13 protein-coding genes are annotated in these 15,893 nt (G+C 61.8%); 9 read left to right on the forward strand and 4 right to left on the reverse strand.

The window, feature by feature from the left end:
• From murD to lpxC, 9 genes are all read left to right on the forward strand, one after another.
• On the forward strand, positions 1 to 1,347 hold the full coding sequence (murD, locus tag C4J94_RS05230; RefSeq protein ID WP_124385199.1) for a UDP-N-acetylmuramoyl-L-alanine--D-glutamate ligase: 1,347 nt from the start codon (positions 1 to 3) through the stop codon (positions 1,345 to 1,347).
• A complete protein-coding gene (gene ftsW / locus C4J94_RS05235; protein ID WP_124385200.1) occupies positions 1,344 to 2,567 on the forward strand; it encodes a putative lipid II flippase FtsW in 1,224 nt (407 codons plus the stop codon). Before murD ends, ftsW begins: the two co-directional genes overlap by 4 nt.
• A complete protein-coding gene (gene murG, locus C4J94_RS05240) occupies positions 2,557 to 3,627 on the forward strand; it encodes an undecaprenyldiphospho-muramoylpentapeptide beta-N-acetylglucosaminyltransferase (protein WP_124385201.1) in 1,071 nt (356 codons plus the stop codon). The genes ftsW and murG overlap by 11 nt, the downstream gene beginning before the upstream one ends.
• Positions 3,620 to 5,065: a UDP-N-acetylmuramate--L-alanine ligase gene (gene murC / locus C4J94_RS05245; protein WP_124385202.1), complete on the forward strand. Its 1,446-nt coding sequence runs from the start codon at positions 3,620 to 3,622 to the stop codon at positions 5,063 to 5,065. The genes murG and murC overlap by 8 nt, the downstream gene beginning before the upstream one ends.
• Positions 5,062 to 6,018: a D-alanine--D-alanine ligase gene (locus C4J94_RS05250; protein WP_124385203.1), complete on the forward strand. Its 957-nt coding sequence runs from the start codon at positions 5,062 to 5,064 to the stop codon at positions 6,016 to 6,018. Before murC ends, C4J94_RS05250 begins: the two co-directional genes overlap by 4 nt.
• A 4-nt stretch (positions 6,019 to 6,022) precedes the next feature.
• Positions 6,023 to 6,892 (forward strand): cell division protein FtsQ/DivIB, encoded by an 870-nt coding sequence (locus C4J94_RS05255; protein WP_065885829.1) that lies wholly within the window; start codon positions 6,023 to 6,025, stop codon positions 6,890 to 6,892.
• Between the two features lie 15 nt (positions 6,893 to 6,907).
• Positions 6,908 to 8,170 carry a cell division protein FtsA gene (gene ftsA / locus C4J94_RS05260; protein ID WP_124385204.1) on the forward strand — a complete coding sequence of 421 codons (1,263 nt, stop codon included), beginning with the start codon at positions 6,908 to 6,910 and terminating at the stop codon, positions 8,168 to 8,170.
• Between the two features lie 74 nt (positions 8,171 to 8,244).
• Entirely contained in the window at positions 8,245 to 9,441 is a 1,197-nt protein-coding gene (gene ftsZ, locus C4J94_RS05265) for a cell division protein FtsZ (protein ID WP_043050552.1), read from the forward strand.
• 112 nt (positions 9,442 to 9,553) lie between these two features.
• Positions 9,554 to 10,465, forward strand: a complete 912-nt coding sequence (gene lpxC / locus C4J94_RS05270) for a UDP-3-O-acyl-N-acetylglucosamine deacetylase (protein ID WP_003171886.1) — start codon at positions 9,554 to 9,556, stop codon at positions 10,463 to 10,465.
• Between the two features lie 51 nt (positions 10,466 to 10,516).
• On the opposite strand, the gene C4J94_RS05275 is transcribed toward lpxC, so the two are convergent.
• The 4 genes from C4J94_RS05275 to C4J94_RS05290 all read right to left on the reverse strand — a co-directional run bounded on the left by C4J94_RS05275 (position 10,517) and on the right by C4J94_RS05290 (position 15,881).
• A complete protein-coding gene (locus tag C4J94_RS05275; RefSeq protein ID WP_124385205.1) occupies positions 10,517 to 12,004 on the reverse strand; it encodes a sensor domain-containing diguanylate cyclase in 1,488 nt (495 codons plus the stop codon).
• Positions 12,005 to 12,184: 180 nt separating this feature from the next.
• A complete protein-coding gene (locus tag C4J94_RS05280) occupies positions 12,185 to 13,507 on the reverse strand; it encodes an OprD family porin (protein ID WP_124385206.1) in 1,323 nt (440 codons plus the stop codon).
• A gap of 327 nt (positions 13,508 to 13,834) precedes the next feature.
• Complete coding sequence (locus tag C4J94_RS05285) at positions 13,835 to 15,199, reverse strand: heavy metal sensor histidine kinase (RefSeq protein WP_124385207.1); 1,365 nt, start codon at positions 15,197 to 15,199, stop codon at positions 13,835 to 13,837.
• The gene (locus C4J94_RS05290) at positions 15,189 to 15,881 is read right to left on the reverse strand and encodes a heavy metal response regulator transcription factor (protein WP_124385208.1); all 693 of its coding nucleotides are present in this window, start codon (positions 15,879 to 15,881) and stop codon (positions 15,189 to 15,191) included. Before C4J94_RS05290 ends, C4J94_RS05285 begins: the two co-directional genes overlap by 11 nt.
• Positions 15,882 to 15,893 lie beyond the last annotated feature (12 nt).

The raw sequence follows: 15,893 nt of genomic DNA on the forward strand, positions 1-15,893 counted from the left end.
GTGTCCCTGATCGCTTCAGACCACTTCCGCATCGTTGTCGGCCTCGGCAAGAGCGGCATGTCCCTGGTTCGCTTCCTGGCGAACCGGGGCACGTCGTTTGCCGTGGCCGATACGCGGGAAAATCCACCGGAGCTGGTCACGCTGCGCCGTGACTACCCGCACGTGGAAGTGCGTTGTGGCGAATTGGATGTCGAATTTCTGTGCCGCGCCGACGAGCTTTACGTAAGCCCAGGCCTGGCCTTGGCGACACCGGCCCTGCAAGCCGCCGCCGCGCGTGGCGTGAAGTTGTCGGGCGACATCGACCTGTTTGCGCGTAACGCCAAGGCACCGATCGTGGCCATCAGTGGTTCCAACGCGAAAAGCACCGTGACCACCCTGGTCGGCGAAATGGCCGCGGCTGCCGGCAAACGTGTGGCGGTGGGCGGTAATCTTGGGGTGCCTGCGCTGGACCTGCTCAGCGACGACGTCGAGCTGTACGTGATGGAGCTGTCGAGCTTCCAGCTGGAAACCACCCACGACCTCGGTGCCGAAGTGGCTACCGTGTTGAACGTCAGCGAAGACCATATGGACCGCTACAGCGGCCTGCCGGCCTATCACCTGGCCAAGCACCGGATTTTCCGTGGCGCCAAGCAAGTGGTGGTCAACCGTCAGGATGCCCTTAGCCGTCCGCTGATGGGCGAGGGCCTGCCGTGCTGGACCTTCGGCCTGAGCAAACCCGATTTCAAGGCGTTCGGTATTCGCGAAGAGAACGGCGAGAAATACCTGGCCTTCGAATTCCAGAACCTGATGCCGGTGCGCGATCTGAAAATCCGTGGCGCCCATAACCAGTCCAATGCCCTGGCCGCCTTGGCGCTCGGCCACGCGGTGGGCCTGCCGTTTGATGCCATGCTCGCCAGCCTGCGCACCTTCGCCGGCCTTGAGCATCGCTGCCAGTGGGTACGCGACCTCGATGGCGTCAGCTACTACAACGATTCCAAGGCCACCAACGTCGGCGCTGCCCTGGCCGCCATCGAAGGCCTCGGTGCCGATATCGACGGCAAGCTGGTGCTGATCGCCGGTGGCGACGGCAAGGGTGCCGACTTCAAGGACCTCAAGGCGCCGGTCGCTGCGCATTGCCGCGCCGTGGTGCTGATGGGCCGCGATGCGGACCTGATCGCCGCCGCCCTGGGCGACGCGGTGCCGCAAGTGCGCGCCACTTCCCTGGATGACGCGATTGCCCAATGCAAAGCCCTGGCCCTGCCGGGCGATGCGGTGCTGCTGTCGCCGGCCTGTGCCAGTTTCGACATGTTCAAGAACTATGAAGAGCGCGGCCAGCTGTTCGCCCGCGCCGTGGAGGCTTTGGCATGAGCCTCAACCTGAAGAACATCATCAAGCCGTACCCGTCGCCGATCATTACCGGGCGCGGCATCGACCTTGATTTCCCAATGCTCGCCGGTTGCCTGGCGCTGCTCGGCCTGGGCCTGGTGATGATCACCTCGGCGTCCTCCGAAGTGGCCGCCGTGCAGTCGGGCAACACCCTGTACATGATGATCCGCCACCTGGTGTACCTGGTGATCGGCCTCGGCGCGTGCATCGTCACCATGATGATCCCGATCGCCACCTGGCAGCGCCTGGGTTGGCTGATGCTGATCGGGGCGTTTGGCTTGCTGATCATGGTGATCCTGCCCGGCATCGGCCGCGAAGTGAACGGTTCGATGCGCTGGATCGGCTTCGGTGCGTTCAACGTGCAGCCGTCGGAAATCGCCAAGGTGTTCGTGGTGATCTACCTGGCCGGCTACCTGGTGCGCCGCCAGAAAGAAGTGCGCGAAAGCTGGATGGGCTTCTTCAAGCCGTTCATCGTGTTGCTGCCCATGGCCGGTCTGCTGCTGATGGAGCCGGACTTCGGTGCCACCGTAGTAATGATGGGTGCCGCCGCAGCGATGCTGTTCCTTGGCGGTGTCGGCCTGTTCCGCTTCACCTTGATGGTGGTGCTGGCGGTCGCGGCCGTGACGATTCTGGTGCAGGCGCAACCCTACCGGATGGCTCGTCTGATCACCTTTACCGACCCGTGGTCCGACCAGTTCGGTTCCGGCTACCAGTTGACCCAGGCGCTGATTGCCTTCGGTCGCGGCGAGTGGCTGGGCGTGGGCCTGGGCAACAGCGTGCAGAAGCAGTTCTACCTGCCGGAAGCCCACACCGACTTCGTGTTCTCGGTACTTGCCGAAGAACTCGGCGTGGTCGGTTCGCTGTGCACCGTCGCACTGTTCGTGTTCGTATGCGTTCGCGGCATGTACATCGGCTTGTGGGCCGAAAAGGCTAAACAGTATTTCGCCGCCTATGTGGCGTACGGCTTGTCGTTCCTGTGGATCGGCCAGTTCCTGATCAACATCGGGGTGAACGTCGGGCTGCTGCCGACCAAGGGCCTGACCTTGCCGTTCCTCAGCTACGGCGGCAGTTCGTTGGTGATTTGCTGTGCCTGTCTTGGCTTGTTGTTGCGCATCGAGTGGGAGAGTCGCACTCACCTGGGCAGCGAAGAGATGGAGTTCAGCGAGAGCGACTTCGCCGAGGAGCCGACCCATGGGCGCTAACGTGCTGATCATGGCGGGCGGCACCGGGGGCCATGTGTTCCCGGCCCTGGCCTGCGCGCGTGAATTCCAGAACCGTGGCTACACCGTGCACTGGCTGGGCACGCCGCGCGGCATCGAGAACGAACTGGTGCCGAATGCCGGTTTGCCGCTGCACCTGATCAACGTCACCGGCTTGCGCGGCAAAAGCAAGTTGTCGCTGCTCAAGGCGCCCTTTGTGCTGCTCAAGGCGGTATGGCAGGCGCGCAAGGTCATCCGTGAGTTGAAGCCTGTCTGCGTGCTCGGGTTTGGTGGCTATGTGACCGGCCCTGGTGGCGTCGCTGCCAGGCTTTCGGGCGTGCCGGTTATCGTGCACGAACAGAACGCGGTCGCCGGGACTGCCAACCGCCTGCTGGTGCCACTGGCGGCGCGTGTATGCGAGGCCTTCCCGAATACCTTCGGCACTTCGAGCAAACTGCGCACCACCGGCAACCCGGTGCGCACCGAACTGTTCATGGGCATCGCCCGTGAAGCACTGGCCGGACGCAAGGCGCACCTGCTGATCATGGGCGGAAGCCTGGGCTCCGAGCCGCTGAACAAACTGCTGCCTGAAGCGCTGGCGCAACTGCCGATGCACGTGCGCCCTGAGGTGTTCCATCAGGCGGGCAAGCAACATGGTGAAGCCACCGCCACGCGCTATCGCCAAGCCGGTGTCGAGGCGAATGTACAGCCCTTCATCAAAGACATGGCCCAAGCCTATGGCTGGGCCGACCTGGTGGTCTGTCGCGCTGGTGCGCTGACCGTCAGTGAACTGGCCGCCGCCGGTCTGCCGTCGTTGCTGGTGCCTTTGCCCCATGCAATCGACGATCACCAGACCCGCAACGCCGAATATTTGGCCGGGGAGGGCGCTGCCTTCCTGCTGCCGCAAAGAACGACTGGCGCCGCCGATTTGGCCGCACGCCTGACCGAGGTTTTGATGCAACCGGAACGACTCAACAGCATGGCGAGCACCGCAAGCCGCCTGGCCAAACCTGACGCAACCCGCACCGTGGTCGATATCTGCCTGGAGGTGGCCCATGGTTGAGAATCAGAAAGCCATGCCGCAACCGGAAATGCGCCGCATCCGTCGCATCCACTTCGTCGGTATCGGCGGCGTGGGCATGTGCGGGATTGCCGAAGTATTGCTGAACCTGGGCTATCAGGTGTCCGGCTCTGACCTTAAAGAGTCGCCGGTTACCGAGCGCCTGAAATCCTTTGGCGCGCAGATCTTCATCGGCCACCGCGCCGAGAACGCTGCCGAGGCTGACGTGCTGGTGGTGTCCAGCGCTGTGAACACCTCCAACCCGGAAGTGGCCACCGCTCTTGAGCGCCGTATTCCAGTGGTGCCGCGTGCCGAGATGCTCGCCGAGCTGATGCGCTATCGCCACGGCATCGCCGTCGCCGGGACCCATGGCAAGACCACCACCACCAGCCTGATCGCCTCGGTGTTCGCCGCCGGTGGCCTGGACCCGACCTTCGTCATCGGTGGCCGCCTGAATGCAGCCGGCACCAATGCCCAGCTCGGCACCAGCCGCTACCTGATCGCCGAAGCCGATGAAAGCGATGCGAGCTTCCTGCACCTGCAACCGCTGGTCGCCGTCGTCACCAACATCGACGAGGACCACATGGCGACCTACGACGGTGACTTCAACAAACTGAAGAAAACCTTCGTCGATTTCCTGCACAACCTGCCGTTCTACGGGTTGGCGGTGGTGTGCCTGGACGACCCGGTGGTGCGCGAGATTCTGCCGCAGGTCAAACGCCCTACCGTGACCTACGGCTTCAGCGAAGACGCCGACGTGCGCGCGATCAATGTGCGTCAGGAAGGCATGCAAACCTTCTTCACTGTGCTGCGCCCCGACCGCGAGCCGCTGGATGTCTCGGTCAACATGCCGGGCAACCACAACGTACTGAATTCGCTGGCGACCATCTGCATCGCCAGCGATGAAGGCGTCAGCGATGAAGCCATCGTCGAAGGCCTGTCGCGCTTTGCCGGTGTCGGCCGACGCTTCCAGGTCTACGGCCAGCTGCCGGTTGAAGGCGGTGACGTGATGCTGGTGGACGACTACGGGCACCACCCGACCGAAGTCGCCGCCGTGATCAAGGCCGTACGCGGTGGCTGGCCGGAGCGCCGCCTGGTGATGGTCTACCAGCCGCACCGTTACAGCCGTACCCGCGACCTGTACGACGACTTCGTCAATGTATTGGCCGATGCCAATGTGCTGCTGCTGATGGAAGTCTACCCGGCCGGCGAAGAGCCGATTCCGGGCGCCGACAGCCGCAAGCTGTGCAACAGCATCCGCCAGCGTGGCCAGTTGGACCCGATCTATATCGAGCGGGGCGTCGACCTGGCCCCTATCGTCAAGCCGCTGCTGCGCGCCGGCGACATCCTGCTGTGCCAGGGTGCCGGCGATATCGGTGGTCTTGCGCCTAAATTGCTGGCCAGCCCGCTGTTTGCGGTTGAGCAGGGGAAGTCGAAATGATCACTGACTACGCCTCCCTGTTCTCCACCATCACGCCTGCCGACTTCGGCCGCGTCGCCGTGCTGTTCGGCGGCAAGAGCGCCGAGCGCGAAGTGTCGCTCAAGTCCGGCAATGCCGTGCTCGAGGCGCTGCAAAGCGCTGGTGTGGACGCATTCGGCATCGACGTGGGCGATGATTTTCTCGCCCGCCTGCAGGCCGAAAAGATCGACCGCGCCTTCATTATTCTCCACGGCCGTGGCGGTGAAGACGGCAGCATGCAGGGCCTGCTCGAGTGCGCCGGCATTCCTTATACCGGCAGTGGCATCCTGGCTTCGGCCCTGGCGATGGACAAGTTGCGCACCAAGCAGGTGTGGCACAGCCTGGGCATTCCGACCCCGCGTCATAGCGTATTGCGCAGCGAAGACGATTGTATTTGCGCAGCCAAGGAACTGGGGCTGCCTTTGATCGTCAAACCAGCCCATGAAGGCTCCAGTATCGGCATGGCCAAAGTGAACTCGGCCGCCGAATTGATCGACGCATGGAAAGCGGCAAGTACCTACGATTCGCAAGTGTTGGTGGAACAGTGGATCCAGGGTCCCGAGTACACCATCGCCACCCTGCGTGGCCAGGTATTGCCGCCCATCGCATTGGGCACGCCCCACACTTTCTACGATTACGACGCCAAGTACGTGGCTTCCGATACCCAGTACCGGATTCCATGCGGCCTTGACGCAACCAGGGAACAGCAATTGATGGACCTCACGGCGCAAGCCTGTGAGGCGCTGGGTATCGCCGGTTGGGCGCGGGCAGACGTGATGCAGGATGACCAAGGGAATTTCTGGTTCCTGGAAGTCAACACTGCACCCGGGATGACCGACCACAGCCTGGTACCTATGGCCGCCCGTGCCGCCGGTCTGGATTTCCAGCAGTTGGTGCTGGCGATCCTGGCCGACAGCATTGAGCCAAGAGGCTAAGCACATGAAAGGCGCATCGCTTCGTCATCAGCCCCCACAAGCACCGAGCCGCAAGCCGGTGCCACGGGGTGCCAGCCGCATGGTGGCCAAAGAGCCGATGTCGGCGCGCCTGCCCAAAGCCAATTTTGGTTTCATCAAGGCGCTGTTCTGGCCGGTGTTGCTGGTGGTGTTGGGCTTCGGCACCTACGAGGGTGCGCAGCGCCTGTTGCCGTATGCCGACCGACCGATCACCAAGATCAGCGTGCAGGGCGACTTGAGCTACATCAGCCAGCAAGCGGTGCAGCAGCGTATCAGCCCGTTCCTGGCGGCTAGCTTCTTTACCATCGACCTGGCCGGCATGCGTGCGGAGCTGGAACAGATGCCGTGGATCGCTCACGCCGAAGTCCGCCGGGTATGGCCGGACCAGGTGACGATCCGCCTGGAGGAACAACTGCCCGTGGCCCGTTGGGGTGATGGTGCGCTGTTGAACAACCAAGGGCAGGCGTTCGCGCCGCGTGAAGTGGCGAACTATGAGCACCTGCCGCAGCTGTTCGGGCCGCAGCGGGCGCAACAGCAAGTGATGCAGCAGTACCAGGCCTTGAGCCAGATGCTGCGGCCACTGGGCTTCTCCATCGCACGCCTGGAATTGCGTGAGCGGGGCAGCTGGTTTCTGACGACCGGGGCAGGCAGTTCCGGCCCGGGCATCGAGTTGTTGCTGGGACGCGACCGCTTGGTGGAAAAGATGCGCCGCTTTATTGCCATCTATGAAAAAACCTTGAAAGAACAGATCACGAACATTGCGAGCGTCGACCTGCGTTACGCCAACGGCCTGGCCGTCGGTTGGCGTGTACCGGCGGCGCCCACGGCAGCACAACCCGCTGTCGCGAAGAATTAAGAAGAGGCAGGACCCATGGCAAACGTGCAAAGCGGCAAAATGATCGTCGGTCTCGATATCGGCACCTCCAAGGTGGTGGCGCTGGTGGGCGAGGTCGGTGAAGACGGCACGATCGAAATCGTCGGTATTGGCACGCATCCGTCCCGGGGCCTGAAGAAGGGCGTGGTGGTGAACATCGAGTCCACCGTGCAATCGATCCAGCGCGCCATTGAAGAAGCGCAGCTGATGGCCGGTTGCCGGATCCACTCGGCGTTCGTCGGCGTGGCCGGCAACCATATCCGCAGCCTGAACTCCCACGGCATCGTGGCGATCCGCGACCGCGAAGTCAGTGCGGCCGACCTTGAGCGCGTCCTTGACGCCGCCCAGGCCGTGGCGATCCCGGCTGACCAGCGCGTTTTGCACACCCTGCCGCAGGATTACGTGATCGATAACCAGGAAGGTGTTCGCGAGCCGCTGGGCATGTCGGGCGTACGTCTGGAAGCCAAGGTCCACGTGGTGACCTGCGCCGTCAACGCCGCACAGAACATTGAAAAATGCGTGCGCCGCTGCGGCCTGGAAATCGACGACATCATTCTCGAGCAATTGGCCTCGGCCTACTCGGTACTGACCGACGACGAAAAAGAACTGGGCGTGTGCCTGGTAGACATCGGCGGCGGTACCACCGACATCGCGATCTTCACCGAGGGTGCGATCCGTCACACCGCCGTGATCCCGATTGCCGGCGACCAGGTCACCAACGACATCGCCATGGCGCTGCGTACACCGACCCAGTACGCCGAAGAAATCAAGATCCGTTACGCCTGCGCCCTGGCCAAGCTGGCCGGTGCCGGTGAGACCATCAAGGTGCCTAGCGTCGGCGACCGTCCACCGCGTGAGCTGTCGCGCCAGGCCCTGGCCGAAGTGGTCGAGCCGCGCTACGACGAGCTGTTCACCCTGATCCAGGCCGAGCTGCGCCGCAGCGGCTACGAAGATTTGATCCCGGCCGGCATCGTGCTGACCGGTGGCACCTCGAAGATGGAAGGCGCGGTCGAACTGGCCGAAGAGATCTTCCACATGCCGGTTCGCCTGGGCGTGCCCCATGGCGTCAAAGGCCTCGGCGACGTGGTGCGCAACCCGATTTATTCCACCGGTGTGGGCTTGCTGTTGTACGGGCTGCAGAAGCAGACCGACGGGATTTCCCTGTCGGGGCCGAGCATCCGTGACAGCTACCGCAGCGATGACGACGCGAAAGCGCCGTTGTTCGAGCGCTTGCAGGCTTGGGTAAAAGGCAATTTCTAAAGATTCAACGTGACACCGCAACACCGTTCCATGCAGTAGGCGAAAAAACTAGAGAAAACGAAAGGAGAGGGAACATGTTTGAACTCGTAGACAACATCCCCGCTAGCCCGGTTATCAAAGTAATCGGTGTCGGCGGTGGCGGCGGCAACGCTGTCAACCATATGGTCAAGAGCAACATTGAAGGCGTTGAATTCATCTGCGCCAACACTGATGCCCAGGCGCTGAAAAGCATCGGCGCGCGGACCATCCTGCAATTGGGCACAGCCGTGACCAAGGGCCTCGGCGCAGGCGCCAATCCGGAAGTCGGCCGTCAAGCCGCCCTGGAAGACCGCGAGCGCATTGCCGAAGTGCTGCAAGGCACCAACATGGTGTTCATCACCACTGGCATGGGCGGCGGTACCGGTACCGGTGCAGCGCCGATCATTGCCGAAGTGGCCAAGGAAATGGGAATTCTGACTGTCGCTGTGGTGACTCGTCCATTCCCGTTCGAAGGCCGCAAGCGTATGCAGATCGCCGACGAAGGTATCCGTCTGCTGTCTGAAAGCGTCGACTCGTTGATCACCATTCCCAACGAGAAACTGCTGACCATCCTGGGCAAGGACGCCAGCCTGCTGTCCGCGTTCGCCAAGGCTGACGATGTACTGGCCGGTGCCGTTCGCGGTATCTCCGACATCATCAAGCGTCCAGGCATGATCAACGTCGACTTTGCCGACGTGCGTACTGTCATGAGCGAAATGGGCATGGCGATGATGGGCACTGGCTGCGCCAGCGGTCCGAACCGCGCACGCGAAGCCACCGAAGCGGCCATCCGCAACCCGTTGCTCGAAGACGTGAACCTGCAAGGCGCACGCGGCATCCTGGTGAATATCACCGCCGGTCCCGACCTGTCCCTGGGTGAGTACTCCGACGTGGGTAGCATCATCGAAGCCTTCGCGTCCGAGCACGCCATGGTCAAGGTCGGTACCGTTATCGATCCGGACATGCGCGACGAACTGCACGTGACCGTGGTTGCGACCGGACTGGGTGCCAAGATCGAGAAGCCTGTGAAGGTCATCGACAACACCCTGCACAACAGCCAGGCCAGCCAGGCAGCCGCCGCTCCAGCCCCTGCTCGTCAGGAACTGCCGTCGGTGAACTACCGTGACCTGGACCGTCCGACCGTGATGCGCAACCAGGCTCAGGCCGGTGCTGCGGCGTCCCGTAGCCCGAATCCGCAAGACGATCTGGACTACCTGGACATTCCGGCATTCCTGCGTCGTCAGGCCGATTAATGGAATGTATCAGGGCTATGAAGGTGATTGGTGTTCAGCAAAGGTCTGGTCTGCTATTATCGCCAGCCTTTGTTGATACCAGTTCGCAATTTGCGCTGAAGCGGTCCAAGCCATGATTAAACAACGCACCCTGAAGAATATTATTCGTGCCACAGGTGTAGGTCTGCACTCCGGGGAAAAGGTCTACCTGACCCTCAAGCCTGCACCTGTCGACACCGGCATCGTGTTTGTGCGTGCCGACCTGGACCCTGTGGTGCAGATTCCTGCTCGCGCGGAAAACGTTGGCGAAACCACCATGTCGACCACATTGGTCAACGGTGACGTCAAAGTGGACACGGTGGAGCACTTGCTCTCGGCCATGGCCGGTTTGGGCATCGATAACGCCTACGTCGAGCTCTCCGCGTCCGAAGTCCCGATCATGGATGGCAGCGCTGGACCCTTCGTATTCCTGATTCAATCTGCCGGCCTGGAAGAACAGGACGCAGCCAAGAAGTTCATTCGCATTCTGCGGGAAGTGACAGTAGAAGACGGCGACAAGCGCGCCACCTTCGTCCCGTTCGAAGGCTTTAAAGTGAGCTTTGAGATCGATTTCGATCACCCGGTATTCCGTGACCGCACCCAAAGTGCAAGCGTGGATTTTTCCAGCACTTCGTTCGTAAAAGAAGTCAGCCGCGCCCGTACTTTTGGTTTCATGAGTGACATCGAGTACCTGCGCAAGCACAACCTCGCACTCGGCGGCAGCGTTGAAAACGCCATTGTGGTCGACGCGGATGGTGTACTGAACGAAGACGGCCTTCGCTACGAAGACGAATTCGTGAAGCACAAGATCCTCGATGCAATCGGTGACCTCTACCTGCTGGGCAATAGCCTGATAGGCGAGTTCAAAGGCTTCAAGTCGGGCCACGCCCTTAACAACCAGCTGCTGCGCAAGTTGATTGAGCAGACAGACGCTTGGGAAGTCGTGACCTTCGAAGATGCCAGCACCGCACCGATCTCTTACATGCGTCCCGTTGCGGCGGTGTAAGTAACAACTCTCTTCTTTAGTTTTTAAAGGCTGCCTTCGGGTGGCCTTTTTTTATGCCTCGGCGTTGATCGTCCGATTGCGGCCACTGTGCTTGGCCTCATACAACGCCTGGTCGGCCCTGAGCAGCAAGTCCTCAAGAGACAGACCGCTGCGTTTTTCCCACGTACTCATGCCGATGCTCACGGTGATCGGCTCCTCGTCCCCTGCCGGCCGCGGCAAGTGCTGAACACCACTGCGGATATGCTCGGCGATCACCCACGCGCCCTTGGCATCCGTATTGGGCAGCACCACCGCGAATTCTTCTCCGCCGTAACGTGCGGCCAGGTCGGCCGGGCGGCGGATATTGCTGTCGATCACTTGCGCCACCGTACGCAGCGCATCATCTCCGCCCTGATGGCCATGGCGGTCGTTGAAGGCCTTGAAGTGGTCCACGTCAATCATCAATACCGTCAGCGGCTCGGTTGAGCGTTGGGCGCGGTCCCATTCCAGGCGCAGGCGCTCATCAAGGGTGCGGCGGTTGGCCAGGCCGGTGAGGGCGTCGGTGCCTGCCAGTTCTGACAGCACCTGCTCGGCGCGGTGGCGCCGTCGCAGTTCCATGCACAGCGCCCAGGTCAGCCACAACAGGCCAGTGCATAACACCCCTGTGGCTACGCTGACCAGCCACGCCGCCCGTCGCCATGGCGCGAAGACGTCATCGCTGGCCAGGGCCACCGCGACGATCAGCGGCAAGTCGCCCACATTCGAGAAACTGTAGAGCCGAGGCTGGTGATCGACGCTGGAAACACTGTGGAAACTGCCGTCCCGCTCGCGCAGCATGCGTGCCACATTGGGCCGCTGGCTCAGGTCCTTGTTGATGATATCCACTTCCAGCAACGGCTCTTGCGCCAGCAGGATGCCCTGGTGGTTGAGCAGGTTGATGGTGCTGTTGCTGCCGATATTCAGGCTGCTGAAGAGATGGTGGAAGTACGACAGACGCATGGAGGCGACAGCCACCCCATGGAAGCCCCCGTCCGGTGATGAAACGCGGCGGCTGAACGCAATGCGCCACGGGTCATCGCATTCACAACGGGCCGTGAACGGGCGACTGATATACAGCCCGATGTCGGGATGGTCACGATGAACCTGGAAATAGTCCCGGTCGGCGAAGTTGCCGGTCTTGGGCGTGAGCAGGGACGAGTCGGCGATCACCTCGCCGCTTGCGTCCAGCAGCAAGATATCGCCCTTGTACGGCGCTGCGGCGGAACGGTCGAACAGCACCAGATGCCGGATGCTTGGGGATACGCCCTGCAGGTCAGGGCGCTCGGTCGCGGCGATCAGGCCTTTGAGGGCCGTGTCATAGAGTTCGACGTTGCGTAGCACGTCGGCGTCAATCAACTGAGTGATGGTATTGGCAGTGCGCTTGGCCGTCTGCAAGGTGTTGGCGTGCTCACGAATCAACAGTGCGGTGACGATCCCCACGATCAGCAATACGGTGAGGGTGCTGCCTAGAATCAGCAAGCGTTCCGGGCGGCGGGTAGGGCGGGTAAGGCTTGAACTCATCGTGCGTACTTCTGCTCTGAGGATGCCTTTAGCGTAGTAGCAACTTTGGAAGATGCGCAGAACCAGAAATGTGGGAGGGAGCTTGCTCCCGATGGCGGCGAATCAGTCAAAGTGTTATCGACTGACACTCCGCTATCGGGGGCAAGCCCCCCTCCCACATTGGATTTTCATTGTCAGAGGTCAGAACACGTTGATCGGGTAATCCACGATCACGCGGTATTCATCCACATCCCGATCCACCGCCGAGTAGCCATTGCCACCGCGGTTGGTCGCCCATTGCAGGCGTACCGCCAGGTCTTTGGCCTTGCCGCCTTGCACCACGTATTTCACGTCGATATCCCGCTCCCAGTGTTTGGCGTTCTTGCCGTCGGTGCTGTACCAGTTGCTGTAGCCGCGGCTGTTCGGGTCGACGCGGGTCAAGTCGGTCTTGCCGCTGATATACGACACGGCGGAAGTCAGGCCGGGCAGGCCCAGGCCGGCGAAATCATAGGCGTACTTGAGCTTCCACGAACGCTCGTTGGGGCCGTTGAAGTCCGAGTACTGCTGGGAGTTGTCCAGGTACACGCTGTCGCCCTGGGTAATGTAGTCGAACGGCGTGTTGCCGTTGACCCGCTGGTAAGCAGCGGTGACGCTGTGGTTGCCCATGCCCAGGGTGAGATGCAGGCTGTAGGTGTTGTTGTCGATATCGCCCAGCAGTGCCTGGCCAGTGTCCTGGGTGTGGTAGTAATGCAGTCCGGGGGTCAGGCTGACCAGATCGTTCAGGGCATAGGTGTACTCGAGGTCGTAGTAGTACTGGTGCCACACGTCCTTGAGTTCGGAGGCGTACAGGTTGCTGGTCAGCCCGGCAATACCACTGAACGAAACGCCCGCCCAGTCCAGGTGCTGGCTGTCGGCATTGGCCGGCAATGTGCCGTAGCTGGTGCCGATGCGCTGGTGGCCGCTCTGGTTGTAGAGCTTGGTGAAGCTGGCCTGGCCGCCTTCGAACATCCAGCCATCGAGGCTGTGGTTGGTCAGGCTCACGCCGCGAAACGTCTGGGGCAGCATGCGGGTCATGCCGCCGGCGATCACCGGGTTGTTGAGGAACAGGTCGCCGGCTTTCAATTCGGTATCGAACGCACGCATTTTCAGGGTGCCGCCAGCGGTAGAGAACGCGCCGGGCGCCTTGCCGTTGCCGCTGCCGTAAGGAAGGATGCTGGAACCGTCGGTGCCACCGCCGCCGTCGAGCTTGAGGCCGAGCATGGCGTTGAGGTCCAGGCCGAAACCGACGGTGCCTGGGGTGTAGCCGGATTCGAAGGTGCCGATAAAGCCCTGGCCCCATTCCTTGCTGTCATCGGTGTGAATGTCGCGACGGTCGCGATTCATGTAGTAGTTGCGGGTGTCGACCTTGAGGTGCGAGCCCTCGACAAAACCTTCTTCGGGTGAGGTGTCTGCCGCGTGGGCATGAGGGATGATCGTTGCTGCGATTGCGAGGAATAACGGGGTGAACGTCAGCGAGTTCTTCACCGGTTGGAGCTCCTTGGGTCAATCATGAACGGCCAATGTCGTGGGGTGTGCCTGGCCTTTTTCTACGGCAAAAAAAAGCCGCTGAAGTCAGCGGCTTTAAGACAGATTCCCAGTGTAGAGCCCTGGAAATAAGTCGAGGGAAATTCGGGTGAGCGGGTTAGCTGCCTTTGCCGTCGCGCTCATCGGTGCGTCAAAGTAACGCAGGCGAGCGGTGCGATATAGAGTGTAACAAGATAATGACTGTTGCCCAAACCGCAACAGTGAGCATGCGGTGATACATATTGTGGGAGGGGGCAAGCCCCCTCCCACATTTTGACCGAGGCGTGCTCAGATGGGCAGGGTGATGCCGAAGGTATTGCCGCCGCCTTCGCTGCGCACGAACACATCCCCGCCGTGCATCAGGGCAATCGCCTTGACGATGGCCAGCCCTAGTCCGTGATTGGCCCCGCTGTTGCTGCGCGACGCATCCACGCGATAGAAGCGTTCGAACAGTCGAGGCAGGTGCTCGCTGGCAATCACCTCGCCTGGGTTGGTTACCCCGATCGCTACCTGATGCTCCAGTACATCAATGTTCACTTCGATGACCTGCCCCGGCGCCGTGTGCTGCACCGCGTTGCTCAACAGGTTGATCAGTGCGCGGCGCAGGTGGGCTTTTTCGATGTGTACCTGGGCGTCACCGTGCACCCGTACCTGAACCTGGGCGTCTTCGAGGATAAAGTCCAGATAGTCGAGGGTGGTGGCGACTTCGTCAGCCAGGGAGCTTTCAGTCAGTTTGGTGGCCTTGCTGCCCTGGTCGGCACTGGCGAGGAACAGCATGTCGTTGATGATCGAACGCAGCCGTTCCAGCTCTTCCAGGTTCGACTGCAGCACTTCGAAATAATGCTCGGCCGAACGCCCGCGGGTCAGCGCGACCTGGGTCTGGCCGATCAGGTTGGTCAGCGGCGAGCGCAGTTCATGGGCCACGTCGGCATTGAAGGATTCGAGGCGCGAGTAGGCGTGTTCGACGCGGTCGAGGGTGGCGTTGAACGAGTTGACGAACTGGCTCAGTTCCGGCGGCAGCGGCGACAGTTGCAAGCGCCCGGAGAGCTTCGGTGGTGCCAGTTTCTGGGCTTCGTCCGAGAGTTTTTCCAGTGGCTTGAGGCCGATGCGCGACACCCAGAAACCCAGCAACGAGGCCATGACCACACCGACCAGCGCCAGGCTGATCAGTGCCACCAGCAGATGGTGCTGGGTGGCGCGGAAATTCTCGGTGTCGATGGCGATCATGAAGCGCAGCGGCGGGCGTTGGTCCTTGGCGGCAAACTGGCTCACCAACACCTTGAACGGGTAATCGTGGCCGGGCAGGTGCAGGTCGCGTTTACCGGTGGGGCCCTGGGCAAAGGCGCGGATCTGCGCGTCCGGTTCACCGTATTCGTAGCTCGGGTCGCTGCTGACCACCCAGAAGCGAATGCGCTTGTCCTCTTCCCCCAGCAGCTTGAGCTTGGCCTTGATCTTGACCCAATGCTCCGGCGTGCCGAAGCGGTTCACCGAGGATTCGAGCACGCTGTAGCGCGCATCCAGCTCCGCCCCCGGCAACAGGCCCAGGCCGCGATCCACCTGCTGATACAGCGCGCCGCCGATCAGCACGAAGATCACCAGCGCCACCAGGGTGAACATGCCGCTCAGGCGCAGGGCGATGGAGTTAGCGACCACTTTGGTTTTCCACCATGCGGTTCTCCAGCACATAGCCCATGCCACGGATGGTGTGCAGCAGTTTGTGCTCGAACGGCCCGTCGAGTTTGGCGCGCAGGCGCTTGATCGCGACTTCGACCACGTTGGCGTCGCTGTCGAAATTGATGTCCCAGACCATCTCGGCTATTGCCGTCTTGGACAGGATCTCACCCTGGCGCCGCGCCAAGACGCTGAGCAACGAGAACTCCTTGGCGGTCAGGTCCAGGCGCACGCCGTTGCGACTGGCCTTGCGGCTGATCAGGTCGATCCACAAGTCGGCAACCGTGACCTGCACCGGCTCATGGCCGCCGCTGCGCCGGGTCAGCGCTTGCAGGCGTGCCACCAGCTCCAGGAACGAAAACGGCTTGCCCAGGTAGTCGTCGGCGCCTTCACGCAGGCCGCGAATGCGGTCTTCCACGCGTTCGCGGGCGGTGAGCATGATCACCGGCGTCTGTTTGCGTGCGCGCAATGCACGCAACACGCCAAAACCATCGAGCGCCGGCAGCATCACGTCGAGCACGATCACCGCGTAATCGTTCTCCAGCGCCAGGTGCAAACCCTCGACGCCTTCGCGCGCAACGTCGACGGTGTAGCCTTGCTCCGTCAGGCCGCGGTGCAGGTAGTCCGCGGTTTTTTCTTCATCTTCAATAATCAGGACTCGCATGAGCCTTTTGCT

Origin of the sequence: Pseudomonas sp. R5-89-07, from assembly GCF_003851685.1 — a bacterium.
Classification (GTDB): Bacteria; Pseudomonadota; Gammaproteobacteria; order Pseudomonadales; family Pseudomonadaceae; genus Aquipseudomonas.